Source organism: Actinoplanes sp. SE50/110 (assembly GCF_900119315.1).
Taxonomy (GTDB): Bacteria; Actinomycetota; Actinomycetes; order Mycobacteriales; family Micromonosporaceae; genus Actinoplanes.
Genome location: NZ_LT827010.1, coordinates 3441038 through 3455959, shown reverse-complemented (window position 1 = coordinate 3455959; position 14922 = coordinate 3441038). Strand labels below are relative to the sequence as shown.

7 protein-coding genes and 2 pseudogenes are annotated in these 14922 nt (G+C 72.9%); 1 reads left to right on the top strand and 8 read right to left on the bottom strand.

From position 1 onward, the window contains the following. Nucleotides 1-14 precede the first annotated feature (14 nt). The 5 genes and pseudogenes from ACSP50_RS15280 to katG all read right to left on the bottom strand — a co-directional run bounded on the left by ACSP50_RS15280 (nt 15) and on the right by katG (nt 8064). Nucleotides 15-752, bottom strand: a complete 738-nt coding sequence (locus ACSP50_RS15280) for a YqjF family protein (RefSeq protein WP_014690120.1) — start codon at nt 750-752, stop codon at nt 15-17. A 265-nt stretch (nt 753-1017) separates the two neighbouring features. After that, on the bottom strand, nt 1018-1989 hold the full coding sequence (locus ACSP50_RS15275; RefSeq protein ID WP_014690118.1) for a phosphotransferase family protein: 972 nt from the start codon (nt 1987-1989) through the stop codon (nt 1018-1020). Nucleotides 1990-2204: 215 nt separating this feature from the next. Continuing rightward, a pseudogene (locus tag ACSP50_RS44800) lies at nt 2205-3197 on the bottom strand (WD40 repeat domain-containing protein); the annotation flags it as partial. Between the two features lie 74 nt (nt 3198-3271). Next, nucleotides 3272-5435 (bottom strand): annotated as a pseudogene (locus tag ACSP50_RS15270) (NAD(+) hydrolase ApTIR). A 436-nt stretch (nt 5436-5871) separates the two neighbouring features. Then, a complete protein-coding gene (katG, locus tag ACSP50_RS15265) occupies nt 5872-8064 on the bottom strand; it encodes a catalase/peroxidase HPI (protein ID WP_014690115.1) in 2193 nt (730 codons plus the stop codon). 580 nt (nt 8065-8644) lie between these two features. On the opposite strand from katG, the gene ACSP50_RS15260 reads away from it, so the two are divergent. After that, nucleotides 8645-9658 (top strand): ketopantoate reductase family protein, encoded by a 1014-nt coding sequence (locus ACSP50_RS15260; RefSeq protein WP_172898757.1) that lies wholly within the window; start codon nt 8645-8647, stop codon nt 9656-9658. A 5-nt stretch (nt 9659-9663) separates the two neighbouring features. On the opposite strand, the gene ACSP50_RS15255 is transcribed toward ACSP50_RS15260, so the two are convergent. Genes ACSP50_RS15255 through ACSP50_RS15245 form a run of 3 tightly spaced genes read right to left on the bottom strand, consistent with a single transcriptional unit; the run spans nt 9664 to nt 14922 of the window. Beyond that, nucleotides 9664-10626 carry a hypothetical protein gene (locus tag ACSP50_RS15255; protein ID WP_014690113.1) on the bottom strand — a complete coding sequence of 321 codons (963 nt, stop codon included), beginning with the start codon at nt 10624-10626 and terminating at the stop codon, nt 9664-9666. Continuing rightward, nucleotides 10601-11977: a CHAT domain-containing protein gene (locus tag ACSP50_RS15250; RefSeq protein ID WP_014690112.1), complete on the bottom strand. Its 1377-nt coding sequence runs from the start codon at nt 11975-11977 to the stop codon at nt 10601-10603. The genes ACSP50_RS15255 and ACSP50_RS15250 overlap by 26 nt, the downstream gene beginning before the upstream one ends. Continuing rightward, a complete protein-coding gene (locus ACSP50_RS15245; RefSeq protein ID WP_014690111.1) occupies nt 11974-14922 on the bottom strand; it encodes an NB-ARC domain-containing protein in 2949 nt (982 codons plus the stop codon). Before ACSP50_RS15245 ends, ACSP50_RS15250 begins: the two co-directional genes overlap by 4 nt.

Genomic DNA, 14922 nt, shown 5'->3' with positions numbered 1-14922 from the left:
GCTGAACGGATGGCTCAGCGGGACACGCGGCCGGTCGGCCCGAAGACGACCGGGACACCGGGCGAGTAGAGGACACTGACCGGCGGGGTGTCGATGCCGGGCAGCCCGGCCGCCGCCAGCAGGCTGTCGTCCAGGTCCAGCAGCTCGGCACGGTGCAGCGGCCACCGGGGATGATCGTTGGCCAGGTGCCGGGTCCGTCCCCACGCCCGGGTGTGCAGTCCCCACCGGGCGGTCAGGAAGTCCTCCAGGGGCGACGGTTCGGCGATCGGTGCGCCGACCCGGATCCGCATCCGGTTGGTCGCGGGCCGCGGGCCGGGCCAGCGACGCCGGGAGACGTAGGCGAGCTCGTCGCCGTCGCGGACGATGCGCATCCGCGCCCACATGTACGGCAGCTGCAGGCTGGCCCGGGCGACCAGCACCGGAATCAGCCGTTCGGCCTCCAGCGAGCGGAACACCACGGCCCGCCGGCCCTGCGCGTCGACGCTGTAGAGCCGCACGTTCGTCTCGCAGAACGTGCCCAGGTACGGCACGCCGGGGCTGCCCAGGAAACCGATCCGTTCCATCCGGAAACCGATCACGCCGGCGTACGTGACGCCACCGATGACATCCGGCACGGTGCCGGCCGGCAGCAGCGGCGCCACCCGGTCCGGGTCGACCGCCCAGTGCAGGAAGGCCAGGTCGGTCCAGCGCTGCCCGAGCACGGCGCGGGCCACCGGCCGCACCGTCTCGCTCGTGATCTCCTCGACGTCCACCCGCTAAGGATGACCCAGCCGGTCCAGCCCGGCGGGGTCTACCCGCACCTGCGCGGCCACCTTCGTCAGCTCGTCGAGGCTGAGCCCGTCGCCCCGGCTGCTCAGCGTCATCAGGTGGGCCGGTTCTTGCCGGGTGCGTCGGTGCGCTGCGGGTGCCGGGCCGGGTGGCCGGCGACGGTCAGGGTCGCACCGCCGGGACAGGAACTCGGTGACGGCAGGAAAACGCTCCCACGCCCGTCGAATGGTGACACGGCGGCGGCGAAGGTCAGAACAGCGCCATCGTCTCCTTGAGCCGCTCACTGGCCCAGTCGTAGTTGCCGGTGCCGGGAAAATTCCGGTAAGCGGTCTCGATCGTCATGATCAACGCCAGGTACAGGCAGTAGAGGCGCCGGCGGATCCGCTCGGCCTCGGTGGCCGGGCCCCGCCCGTACCCCTGGATGAACGCCGACGAGTCGCCGTAGGCGGGCACCTCGCTGCCGGTGAACCCGGCCTCGATCAGCGGATCGCCGAAGAACGCCCGCTCGTGGTCGATGATCGCGACGACCCGGCCGTCGCGGACCATCACGTTGTTGTCCCACATGTCCCACTCGACGAACCGCGGCTCGGTCACCTCGTCGAGGCTGCCGGCATGCGCGGCGATCACCGCGCGGACCTCGTCGTAGCCGAAGCCGAGCGGCACGTCGCGGCGTTCCCCGTCGCGCAGCACCCCCTCGATCATCGCGGTGAACACGACCCGCCAACTCGGGTCGCCGGAGCCGTCGAGCGGCCCGAACCGCTCGCCGCGGATGGCGTTGAGCCGGCGATTGATCTCGCCCAGCGATAGGTTGTACGCGGCACGCTCCCGCGGCGATTGCTGCCCGCGCAGCATGCCGAGGTTGTCGCCGTCGATGAACGCCATGAAGAAGTAGTCGGCGTCGCACAGCTCGTGGCTGCGGTCGACGAACTCCACCTCCGGCACCGGCACGTCGGTGTGCTCGCGGATCAGGCGCAGCGCGGCCAGCTCGGTCGCCATCGCACCCCGCTCGTACGTCATCACCTCGACACCGGGCGGCGGCGCGATCTTCAGGACCGTCCGGTGTCCGGACCGCAGGCGGATCCGGTACGCCACGTTGAACCAGCCGTGGCTCAGCTCCACGTACCAGTCGTCACCGGCGGGCACCTCCGCCCGGCCGTAGGCGCGCTCGACCATCGCGCGCAGCACATCCGGGCTCTGGCGGTTCTTGGTGATGCTCTCCACGACCAACCAGGATGCCGAAACCTCCGGGCGGGCGCAGCCCCCGCTACGGCGACCCGACGGATGATCGCCGGTGGGTGGAGGACGTCATCCGGGGCAGCATCCGGGCTGCGGCCGCGTGACCTCGGCGAGGAGGTTTCTGCGCTACGGCCCGGCGTCCTGCCGGCCTTCGTCCGCCGACCCGACGGCTGGCAAGCCGTTCATGATCTCCACGAGGGCTAAGGGCAGGTGGGCTCGTAGGCGAGTTCGGGAACATAGAGGGCCCAGTCTTCGTGGCTGAGTCCGCCGGTGATCGCGCAGGCCCGTTCGCTCGCCCGATCGCGGAGATCGTTGAAATCGGTCAGGTCCCACAGCATCGCGGTGTGGTCGTGGCTGCCGGTGGCGAGGGTGCGTCCGTCCCCGCTGAGCGCCACCGCGTCCACCGCATCGGTGTGGCTGGTGAGCTGGGCCAGCCGCCGTGGGGCGGCGCGGTCGGTCACATCCCACACCATCGCGGTGTGGTCTTCGCTGCCGGTGGCGAGGGTGCGTCCGTCCCTGCTGAGCGCCACCGTGTACACCCGGTCGGTGTGGCCGGTGAGCCGGGCCTGCCGCCGTGGGGCGGCGCGGTCGGTCAGATCCCACACCATCGCGGTGTGGTCGAGGCTGCCGGTGGCGAGGGTGCGTCCGTCCCCGCTGAGCGCCACCGCAGTCACCGGAGCGGCGTGGCCGGTGAGTTGGGCCAGCCGCCGTGGGGCGGCGCGGTCGGTCAGATCCCACACCATCGCGGTCTGGTCGGCGCTGCCGGTGGCGAGGGTGCGTCCGTCCCCGCTGAGCGCCACCGCGTCCACCGCAGCGGCGTGGCCGGTGAGCTGGGCCAGCCGCCGTGGGGCCGCGCGGTCGGTCAGATCCCACACCATCGCGGTGTGATCGCCGCTGCCGGTGACGAGGGTCCGTCCGTCCCCGCTGAGCGCCACCGCGCTGACCAAGGCGGTGTGGTCGGTGAGCCGGGCCAGCCGCCGTGGGGCCGCGCGGTCGGTCAGATCCCACACCATCACGGTGTCGTCATAGCTCGTGGTGGCGAGGGTGCGTCCGTCCCCGCTGAGCGCCACCGCAGTCACCGCGTCGGTGTGGTCGGTGAGCTGGGCCAGCCGCCGTGGGGCGGCGCGGTCGGTCAGATCCCACACCATCGCGGTGCCGTCAAGGCTGCCGCTGGCGAGGGTGCGTCCGTCCCCGCTGAGCGCCACCGCGTCCACCGCACCGGCGTGGCCGGTGAGCTGCGCCAGCCGCCGCGGGGCGGCGCGGTCGGTCACATCCCACAACATCGCCGTGTGATCGACGCTGCCGGTGGCGAGGGTGCGTCCGTCCCCGCTGAGCGCCACCGCGTCCACCGCATCGGTGTGGCCGGTGAGCTGCGCCAGCCGCCGTGGGGCGGCGCGGTCGGTCAGATCCCACACCATCGCGGTGTGGTCTTCGCTGCCGGTGGCGAGGGTCCGTCCGTCCCTGCTGAGCGCCACCGTGTACACCTGGGCGGTGTGGCCGGTGAGTTGGGCCAGCCGCCGTGGGGCGGCGCGGTCGGTCAGATCCCACAACATCGCGGTGCCGTCATAGCTGCCGGTGGCGAGGGTGCGTCCGTCCCCGCTGAGCGCCACCGCATCCACCCCAGCGGTGTGGCCGGTGAGCTGCGCCAGCCGCCGTGGGGCCGCGCGGTCGGTCAAGTCCCACACCATCGCCGTGTGATCGTCGCTGCCGGTGGCGAGGGTCCGTCCGTCCCCGCTGAGCGCCACCGCAGTCACCGGAGCGGTGTGGTCGGTGAGTTGGGCCAGCCGCCGTGGGGCGGCGCGGTCGGTGACATCCCACACCATCGCGGTGCCGTCAAAGCTGCCGGTGGCGAGGGTCCGTCCGTCCCCGCTGAGCGCCACCGCATCCACCACGTCGGTGTGGCCGGTGAGCTGCGCCAGCCGCCGTGGGGCGGCGCGGTCGGTCAGATCCCACACCATCGCAGTGCCATCTTCGCTGCCGGTGACGAGGGTCCGTCCGTCCCCGCTGAGCGCCACCGTGTACACCGGAGCGGTGCTGCTGGTGAGCTGGGCCAGCCGCCGTGGGGCGGCGCGGTCGGTCGGATCCCACACCATCACGGTGCCGTCAAGGCCGTCAGTGACGAGGGTGCGTCCGTCCCCGCTGAGCGCCACCGCGCTGACCACGGCGGTGTGACCGGTAACGGTGCCCGCATAGTGAGTCCTTACGAGGGTTTCGACCAGTCCGGCCTGCGACTGCGGCCCCGGGTAGATGTGCCGGGCCGCGATCCCCAGCTGAATCGCGGTTCTCGGATCCCGGTCGCGGGCTTCGCCGGCCTGCCCCAAGAGTCGCCGGCCGATGGCGATGCGCTGCTGCTTGACGGCTTCCTCCCGCTGCCGCTCGGCCTCCGCAGCAGCCTCGTGCGCCTTGCGCTGCTCGTCGGCAGCGATCTTCCGCTGCCGCTCGGCCTCCGCGGCAGCGCGGTTCGCCTTCGCCTTCTCCGCATCAGCGACACCCCGCTGGCGCCGCGCCTCCGCGGCGGCCTTCTGCGCCCGCCGCTGTTCAGCCGCCGCGATGCCCTCCTGGCGCCGGGCCTCCCCCGCCGCCCGCAGAGCCCGTTGCTGCTCAGCCTCCGCGACAGCCTGTTGGCCCCGCGCCTCCTCGGCGGCCTTCTGCGCCCGCTGCTGCTCAGCCTCGACAATCTGCTGCTGACTACGAGCCTGGTCGGCAGCCTCCTCAGTTCGGTGTTGCTCGGCCGCCGTGGCAGCACGCTGCCGCTGCAACGCGACATTCGTCGCGGTCACCTCACCCCGGGCGTTGCGCCACGCCACGGCCGTACCGGCCACCAACAGCAGCAGCGCACACACCACAGCAAGCGCGCCTCGACGCATCCGCAGCATCTGCCGGTGACGGATGACGTCCTCACCGTCGAGGTCCTCCTTGCTCATCCCGTGCATACCGGCCGCCAACTCGGCGATCGCGTCCCGGAACCGGCCGTGCCGCAAGTCGAGTTCGTGTTCCGCCCGGGCCCACCGTAGGTCCAGGTGCCGCGGCTCCTCACCGAACACGCCCCGCAACGCCGGCGGTACCGCAGTCGAACGCTCCAAGTCCACGTCGCCGGCGTCGGCGTCCCACACCCACTCGCCGGACGTCACCACCGGCAGCAACCGGTCAACCGAATGCCGCGACAGCCAATGCTCGATCTCCTGGTTCACCCATGGTGACGCGGCCGCCTCCGGGGAGGCGAGCAGCACGAAGAACTCCGACTGATCCAGTGCGACTTTGATCGACGACCACAGGGCGTGACTCACCGCCAGGCCGGTCTGATCCCGGAACACCTCCAATGCCCGCGGCCGGTGCCACCGCCGCGCGAGCCGCTGCAGGCCACGCTGAACCGCCGGCGCCAACGCCCCATCAGCGGCATGGCTGTACGAGATGAACGCGTCGTAGCGCATCGGAGCCCCCGATCCCCAGGAATTCAGCGACCACGATATACGGCGGCCACCCGGAGTCAGGAAAGCCCGCGGCTTCGCCGGTAGCCGCGATGCCGGGGGTCTCGCTGGCGCGGAGATGAACCGGTCGGCCGGGAACGCCATGTTCAGCGACTGATGCGGCCGGTTGGTGTCGTCCTCATTCCGGAACGCGCGCCTCACGCCTTCGGCGACGTCGCGCGCCGGCCCCGGCCGCGCATACTCGGGTTCCACCCAGACACGACGAAGCCCGACCGGATTCCGCGCGGGAACCGATCGGGCCTTTCGTTCGGGGATCCGGACGGTGATACCTCCGGCGGCCAGGATCTCCGACCCTGCCCCGGATGATGCCTCCGGGTCCAGGGCGCTGCCCTGGACCCGGCGCTCCGGCGGGCTGGGGTGGTCGAGGTAATGCGGGCGCTCAGAACAGGTCGTTCTCCATCACCTTGGTCCACGCGGCGACGAAGTCCCGCACGAGCCGGTCCCGCGCGTCGGCGCTCGCGTACACCTCGGCGAGAGCCCGCAGCTGCGAGTTCGACCCGAAGACCAGGTCGACGGCGGTGGCCGTCCGCAGCAGATCCCCGGTGCTCGCGTCGCGAACCTCGTAGACGTGCTCCTCGGACTCCGACGCCGTCCACCGGGTGCCCGGCGCCAGCAGGTCGACGAAGAAGTCGTTGGTGAGCCGCCCCGACCCGGTGGCCCCGACCCCGATCCCGCGCAGGCCGCCCAGCAGGACGGTCATCTCCGGCGCGGTCAGGTTCAACATGTAGGCCCGCTCGACCAGCAGCACCTCGGGCTGGAGCTTCTCCCCCGGGCGCAGGTAGTTGCGGAATCCGTCGGCGCGCGGCTCCAGCACGGCGAACGACTCGACGTCGGTCTGCTCCTGCGTCGCGTCGGTGCGGCCCGGCTTGAACGGAACGCTGACCTCGACGCCGGCGTCACGGGCCGCCTTCTCCACCCCGGCCACACCGGCCAGCACGATCAGGTCGGCCAGCGAGATCTTCACGGTCGACGACCGCTGGATCTCCTCCAGCCTGGCCAGCACCGGCAGCACCGGCTGGTTGACCGCCCAGGAACGCTGCGGCTCCAGGCGCAGCCGGGCACCGTTGGCCCCGCCACGCTTGTCGGTCGACCGGAACGTCGCGGCCGACGCCCACGCGACACCGACCAGGTCGGCCGTGCTCAGCCCGGACTCCAGAATCGTCGCCTTCAGCTGGGCGATCTCGGCGTCACCGGGCAGCGGGTGCTCGACGGCCGGCACCGGGTCCTGCCACAGCTGCGCCTCCGGCACCCACGGGCCGAGGAACCGGGACACCGGCCCCATGTCCCGGTGCAGCAGTTTGTACCAGGCCTTCGCGAACGCCAGCGCGAACTCGTCGGGGTGCTCCAGGAAACGGCGGGAGATCTTCTCGTACGCCGGATCGACGCGCAGCGACAGGTCGGTGGTCAGCATCGTCGGCTTGTGCTTCTTCGCCGGGTCGTGCGCGTCCGGGATGATCGCCTCGGCGTCCTTGGCGACCCACTGCTTGGCCCCGCCCGGGCTGGTGGTCAGCTCCCACTCGTAGCCGAACAGGATCTCGAAGAACCGGTTGCTCCACTGTGTCGGCTTGTCGGTCCAGGTCACCTCGAGACCGCTGGTGATCGTGTCCCCGGCCCGGCCGCTGCCGTGCGTGCTCAGCCAGCCCAGGCCCTGCGCCTCCAGCGGCGCACCCTCCGGCTCCGGACCGACGTGGTCGGCGGCGACCGCGGCGCCGTGCGTCTTGCCGAACGTGTGACCACCGGCGATCAGCGCGACGGTCTCCTCGTCGTTCATCGCCATCCGGGCGAACGTCTCCCGGATGAAGTGCGCCGCCTGCGCCGGGTCGGCGTTGCCGCGCGGCCCCTCCGGGTTGACGTAGATCAGGCCCATCTCGGTGGCGCCGACACCCTCGGACATCGTCTTGTCGGAGACATACCGCTCGTCACCGAGCCAGGCGTCCTCCGGACCCCAGAAGATCTCCTCCGGCTCCCAGGTGTCGACCCGGCCGAAGCCGAAACCGAACGTCTGGAACCCCATCGACTCCAACGCCACGTTGCCCGCCAGCACCAGCAGGTCGGCCCAGGAGATCTGCTGACCGTACTTCTGCTTCACCGGCCACAGCAGACGGCGCGCCTTGTCCAGGTTCGCGTTGTCCGGCCAGCTGTTCAGCGGCGCGAACCGCTGCCCGCCGTCGCCCGCGCCACCCCGGCCGTCCTGGATCCGGTAGGTGCCGGCGGCGTGCCAGCTGAGCCGGATCATCAGGCCGCCGTAGTGCCCGAAGTCGGCCGGCCACCAGTCCTGCGAGGTGGTCAGCACCTCGGTGATGTCCCGCTTGAGCGCCTCCACGTCCAGCTTGGCGAACTCGGCGGCGTAGCTGAACGCCTCGCCGAGCGGGTTGCTCTTCGATGAGTGGGCATGCAGCACGGACAGGTCGAGTTGGTTGGGCCACCAGTCCCGGTTGCCCCGCGGGCGGCCGCCGGTGCGCGCCTGCGGCGAGGGAATCCCCGGGTTCTCACTCTCGCTGCCGCCGTGCCCGGTGGCCGAGTCGTGGGCGACCGGGCAGCCCGACGCCTTCTGATCCTGGATGTCGCTCATCACAATCCTTCCGAAGGGGCCGCCGTTGGCCCGACGCCGCCCGACCAGGCTAGGCAATTCTTCTGGAACACTTCAAGTTCTGCCCCGATGACGCGGCCCAATCTACCCCCCGGCGGTCCGCCGAAACTGGGAACCGCACTCCGGCCGGCGTCCACCGGGCCGGCCGGGTCCTCCCCGTCCTCGGCCATCCACCGGCCGATCTCGACGGCGCCGCGCAGCAATCCGGCGAACGGCGGCATCGACCGACCCGCGTCCGCGTGCAGCAACGCGACCAGGGCCGCCCGTCACAGCGCTGAAAAGCATCGGTATATCGCGTTGCCAGATCGGTCTCCGCATCGCTCAGCCCGCGCGGCGCCGGCTCCGCGGCCCGCAGCCACGCTCATGCCCCCGATCGTAGAACAGCCCCCTGACGATTTCCGCCCTCGCACACACGGTCTACAGCATCCTAGGAGGCTGGGTTGCGGGGTGAGGATCGAAGGCTCCATCGCCGTTCGAACCGCTCGTGGATGCCGCCGCGAGCGCTGATCGATCAGGAATCAGGATTGGACACGGCCGTCGGCGCGGAGCCATGCTGAGCTGCATGACACCGGCAGCAATTCCTACTGGAACAGATCCGCGGTACGTCGTGATCGGGGCCGGCGCGGTGGGCGCCTCGATCGCCGCTGAGCTCCACCGGGCCGGGGCGGACACCCTGCTGGTGGCCCGCGGCGCCCAGCTGGCGGCGCTGCGCGCGGACGGGCTCCGCTACGTTCGACCGGACGGTGTCCACCAGGTGCGGATCCCGGTCGTCGCCGGACCGGAGGAGGTCGAGCTGGGCGAGCACGACGTGCTCGTGCTGGCGACCAAATCGCAGGACACCGCGACCGCGGTACGGGACTGGGCGTGGCGTCCGGTGAAACGCGCCGACGGCGCCACCGGCCTGTCCGCCACCGACCTCCCCCTGGTCACCCTGCAGAACGGGCTGGACAACGAGCGGGCCGCACTGCGCTCGTTCGCCCGGGTGGTCGGCGGCGTGATCGGCATCCCGGCCACCTTCGTGGTCCCCGGCGAGGTGGTCAACCACGCCGCCGACGCGCCCGCCGTCCTGTTCCTCGGCAGCTACCCGGCCCCCGCGAGCGACCCGCTGGCCGAGCGGATCGGGGCCGGGCTGCGGCGGGGCGGTTTCCGTGTGCACGTGGTGGCGGACATCGTGGCGTACAAGGCCGGGAAGCTCCTCGGCAACATGGCCAACACGCTGGACGCGCTCTATCCGGAGAGTCCCCTGCGGGACGCCGCGCTCAGGACGCTGCAGGCCGAGGCCACCGCCGTCCTCGCCGCCGCCGGGATCACCCCGGCCGCCCTGGATCTCCACGAGTTCCGGCTCGGCGAGATCCCCTCCCACCCGCGGGTCGGCGCCTCCACCCGGCAGAGCCTGGCCCGCGCCACCCCGCCGGAGACCGACTACCTGGACGGCGAGATCGTCCTGCGCGGCCGGCTGCACGGCATCCCCACCCCGGCCGCCGCGGCGATCCAGGCCCGGCTGCACCGCGCCCTCGCCGACGGGACCCCGCCCGGCTCACTGACCGACGACGATCTGGCCCGCACCCTGCCCTGACCGGATCAGCCGCCGGTGGGCCGGGCCAGCGCGGCCAGGCTCAGCAGCAGGTGGATCGAGTGGGCGTGCCAGTAGTCGGAGTGGGCGCCGGTCACGCTCAGCCGCGGCCGGGTGAAGACCGGCGAGGCGTCCACGTTGACGATCGGGGTGGCGAAGTCCGCCCGGTGGTACGGGTCGCCGGGACGGTGCAGCGGAATCGTCGAGACCAGACCGGCCGGGGCGGTCGCGCCGACCGCCCCGATGCCCGGCCTGCGCTCCATCGCCCGGTGCCAGATCGCGTTGGCGTGATCGAGCCGGCTGTAGGTCAGCACGATCCGGCCGTGCACCACGCCGTCGGTCAGGATCCCGGCCAGCCGGCCGTCGAAGATGTCCGGCGGCGCCGCCATCTGGAACGCCAGATACGTGTCCACCCCGAACGGATGCCGGCTGCGATGGTCCCAGCCCAGCGTGCCGGCGGGACGGTCGGCGGCCCGGCGGATCGCCTCACCCAGGAACCGACCGCCGAACGAGTGCCCGACGCAGTGCACGTACTGCCCGGCCGCGTTGGTCAGCCGGTCCGCGCCGCGCCGCGGCCGGTCCCGCTGCTCATCGAGGTAGCCGAGCAGCTGGCCGAGCACGAAGGCGGCGTGCCCGCCGGTGCTGACCGCGTGCGCCCGCTCCCGGATCCGCTGATAGCCGCCCGGGGTCGGCGCACTGCTCGACGGCCACTGCACCCCGATGAACCACGGCACGAACGGTCCGGCCGCGCCGGGCAGCGACGCCCATCGCTCCCGGCCGTTCCACACCGCACCGAAGAACCGGGCAAAAGACGATTGCGCGGTACGGTGCGGCGTCCGCCAGCCGTGCACGAACACGAAGATGTCGGTCACCGACCGGGGCAGCCGCAGCCGGGACGCCAGGTGCTCGCGGACCCGGGCGGCCGGCACCGGCTCGGCGGCGTCATCAAGCAGGCGTCCGGCGGCGTTCAACCGGATCGTCCGATACCAGGAGAATCCGCTGCGTCGCGGGAGCCGGGTCGGCACTGTTCGAGACGTCAAAATAGGTGTCCATCCCTCGGTACGACGAGATCGCCAGACCCAGCGGGTTGGCGTGCCGCTCGGCGAAACCCCGGGCCAGCCCGCGCACCACGGCACCGACCGACACCCCGCGCAGCAGCTCCCGGAAGAACTCCACGGCGTACCGCGCGGCGAACGACGCCGGAATCTCGATCTGCGGGCCGATCAGGCAGTTCGCCTCGGCGGCCAGCAGCGCCAGGCCGAACGAGTCGAGAAACATCGAGGACAGCTGGGCGCCCTCGCACGCGTTGATCAGCACCACCGGGCTGTGCACCAGCGGCCGGCCGGTCAGCCACTCCCGGAAATGCGTCTTGTAGATCGGGCGGCCGTCGGTCAGCGCGATGTACGCCTCCTCCGGCCCGGCCGCGGTCACCCACCCGTGACAGTTGAAGTACATGATCTGGTCGTTGTAGTCGTCGGCGCGCAACGCCCGGTCCAGCGCCGGGAACGTCTCCCGCCAGCGCCGCTCGATCCGCTCGGCCGGCAGCGACTCCAGCATCTCGCGCAGCGGCCGCAGCACCGGCGGCGTCATCCGGTCCAGGGCCGCGTCGTAGTTCAGCCCGGCCCGGATCCCGCCGGTGGCGTCCAGCCGGTGCCGGAACGAGTCCGGCCGGTCCGAGAAGACGTGCTCGACGTGGTGCCGGAAGCCGAGGAAACCATCGAACTCCCAGGCGCAGTCGTCGTCCAGCAGATCCTGCCCGTCCGGCGGGACGTAGAGCATCTGCCAGGGCAGGAAGATGACGTCACTGTGGAACGAGATGACCTGCGGACCGGCGCGCAGCATGTCCCGCAGCCGCTCGCCGGCCCGGCGCAGCCCGGCGTCGCCGGTCAGGAAGACCGCGCGGAACACGTCGTAGCCGGTCCGGGCCAGCCGGCGCAGCGCGGCGTCCCACTCCGGAGTGTCCCGGTGCGCGGACAGATCGAAGTCGGCGGCGAACCGGCACCGGTCGTCGGCCACGTCGTCGTCGGCCAGGAACAGCACGAAGCCGTCGGTCCACACCTTGCGCAGCCGGTCGGCCATGGCCAGCAGGTCCTTCTCGGTACTGGCCAGGCGGCCACCGAGCGGGCCGCCGCCGTCGTCACCCAGCCCGTCACCCATCAGGGTCATCCGGCAGCTTCCGTCCGGGTCCGCGTCCAGCCGGAGGTAGATGGTGCGGTGCAGCGGCAGCCGGGCCGGTTCCGGGGTCCGCTGGCCCGGGAACGGGTCGGACCCGCCCAGCCGGTTCTGCACGGAGCGCCGCATGCCGAGGTCGTCAGCGGTCAAGCCGCCTCCCGCTCGGCCCGCGCCACCGGTGCCAGACCGGCCTCGAACTCCTGCAGGAGCACGCCGTCGCCCGGCGCGTACAACTGCACCTTGACGCTGAACGGCCCGGCGATCCGCGGGCGCAGCTCGTGCACCAGCCGCACGTCGTCGCGCAGGTCGCGCAGGTCCACCGCCGCGCCCATCGGGACCACGTCGGCGCCGTCGGCGCAGACCAGGACGGTCAGCGAGGTGCCGCTCACGACATCCCGGTAGCGGCGCAGGTGGGCCGCCGAGATCTCGACCCGCAGGGTGACCGCCTGCCCCACGGTGATCGGCGGCCCGTGGTCCAGGTAGGCGCGCACCGCACCGGCCGACCCGGCCTCCGCCTCCGCGTCGCGCCACAGCACCGCCGGATCGTCGCCGATCAGCCCGGCGATCTCGGCGACCGCCCGCCGATCGCCGTTGGCGGCCAGCACCAGCGCCGCCCGGCGCAACTCGTGCACCGCCTCCTCGTCCCGGCCGGCGTGCCGGGCGGCCTCGGCCCGGGCCCGGCGCAGCAGCGCGTCCAGCGGATTCCCGGGCCGGGTGAGCCACGGGTCGACCCCGGCCCGGGCCCGCCGGGCCTCCTGCAGCTGCCGATCGGCCAGATCCGTCCGGCCGGCCGCGAGATACGCGCTGACCAGCACACACCGGGTCCGGACCTGACCGGCCGGGTCACCGAGCAGCAGGTGGTCGTGCAGGCTGCGGTGCGCCGCGCGCAGGGCCGGCCGCAGGTGGCCGGATCCCGGGGCACGGTGGTGGCGGGCCAGGTGCAGCCGCGCCTGCCAGTACGCGATGGTCGCCGCCCGGCGCAGGTCGTCGTGGTAGTCGGCGGCCGCCGCCGCCAGGATCCGCTCGGCGGTGTCCCAGCCGTCGCCGGCCACCGCCCGGTCACACCCGGCCAGCGCCGACCAGTACGCCAGCTCGTCATCGGGCTGCCCCGGTCCGGCCGGATCGACCGGCTCCACCGGCTCCGGCGGGCCCGCATCCGGATCGGCCAGCCGGCGCAACGTCCGCAGCAGCGGCAGCATGGCCGCCCCGGCCGGCAGCCGCGCCGCCAGCTCCTGCGCCCGGGCGAACCGGCCGGCCGCCGCGGTGAACTCGCCGGCCCGCAGATGCGCCTCCCCGCAGCGGCGCTCCAGCAGCACCCGGCGCGAGGCCAGCGACCCGGTGCGGCACAGCGACTGCGCCTCGGCGAAATCCTCGAACGCCGCGGTGTACCGCTCCACCGCGGTCCGGTAGGCGCCCCGCGCCAGCAGCACGTCCGCCCGGGCCGCCGCACCCAGGTGCTGCGCCGAGTCGACCGCGATCCGGAACCCGTCCAGCACCTCGGCCGCCGGCACGCCCCGCGGCGCGCAGCCACCCAGCCAGGAGGCGATCCGGGTGATCAGGGCGTGGTCGCCGCGCTCGGCGGCCAGCCGGATCACCCGCAGCAGATTGCCGTACTCCTCCCGCACCCACACCTTGGCCTGCCCCCGGCCGGCGACCCGGTGCGCGAACCGGGCGTCGGCCGGCAGCCAGCGGACCGGCGACGCCGGCCGGGCGGCCGCGAACCCGGCGTCCAGCTCCCGGATCACCCGCTCGGCGGCCTCCAGGTACGCCTCGTCGATGCGCCGCCGCGCCCCGTCCGGGTCGTCGCCCGGCTCGGCCAGCGACACGGCCAGCTGCCGGGCGATCGGCGGCAGCGCGTACCGGTCGATCGCGGTCACCTCGTCCCGGCCGGCGGCCAGCACCAGCTGCGCCGAGGCCAGGTCGGCGATCAGGCTCTCCGCCTCGGGCAGCGCCACCCCCGAGGCGGGCCGCAACACCCACGGCACGAAGGTGTCCGAGCCGACGAACGACAGCAACCGGAACGCCTTCTGATGGTCCGGGCCGAGCGCCTTGTACTGGCCGCTGAGGCGGTCGTGCAGATCCCGGCTCGGCGCCCGGAGCACGGCGCGCAGACCGCCCGGCTCGCGCAGCTCGTCGGCGAGCGCGGGCAGCGACATCCGGCGCTGCGCGGCCAGATCGGCGGCCGCCCGCAGGGCCAGCGGATGCCCGCCGCACGCGTACACGATCGCGGTGGCCGCGCCCAGATCGAACGGGACACCGTAGCCGAGCACCGCGGCCAGCAGGTCGATGCCGTCGTCGGTGGACAGCGGCCGCAACTGCAACGACCGCGCCCCGAACGCCGGGCTCATGTCCCGCCGGCTGGTGACGATCACCGCGCACCGGCTCTCACTGGGCATCAGGTCGCGCAGCTGGGCCTGGTCGCGGGCGGCGTCCAGCACGATCAGCATCCGCTTGTCCCGGGTCAGCGTCCGGAACAGCCAGGCCCGCTCGGCGGTCGAGGTCGGGATCCGCTCGACGTCCCAGCCCAGCGCGGGCAGGAAACTGTGCAGCACCTGGGCCGGGGACCGGGAGGTGCCGGCCACCCCGAGGTTGGCGTACAACTGGCCGTCCGGGTAATCCTCCTTCAGGGCGTGCGCGAGGGACTGCGCCACCGCCGTCTTGCCGATCCCGGCCATGCCGTGCAGGAAGATCAGCACCGGCGCCTCGGTCTGGCTGGTGCGCTGCCGCTCCCGCCACCGGTCGTGCCGCTCCCGCAGCGTGCTCAGCTCGACGGCCCGGCCCCGGAAGGTGCTGTTGCCCGGCGGCAGCTGGGCCGGCACCGGCTGGATCAGCGCCTCGCTGTACGACTTCCACTGCGCCGCCGGCGAATCGGCCTCCCCTGCGTCGGCCGGCCGGCCCGGCCGGGTGGCGGCGAACGCGCGCACCCCGGCGCCCGCGCCGAGCGCCGCGGCCACCCCGGTCAGCACGGTGGCCGCCGAGGTGGACGGCAGCGCGACCCCGATCAGGCCGGCCGCGACGCTGAGCACCGGCAGGCCGCGCGGCAGGAGCGAGCGGGACAGCCGGGCCCGGCGCTGCTGAAAGTGGGTGACCGACAC

Bases quoted from the DNA above. Each gene is read 5' to 3' on its own strand.
- katG (WP_014690115.1), bottom strand. From the start codon at position 8,064: ATGAGCGACATCCAGGATCAGAAGGCGTCGGGCTGCCCGGTCGCCCAC.
- ACSP50_RS15260 (WP_172898757.1), top strand. From the start codon at position 8,645: ATGACACCGGCAGCAATTCCTACTGGAACAGATCCGCGGTACGTCGTG.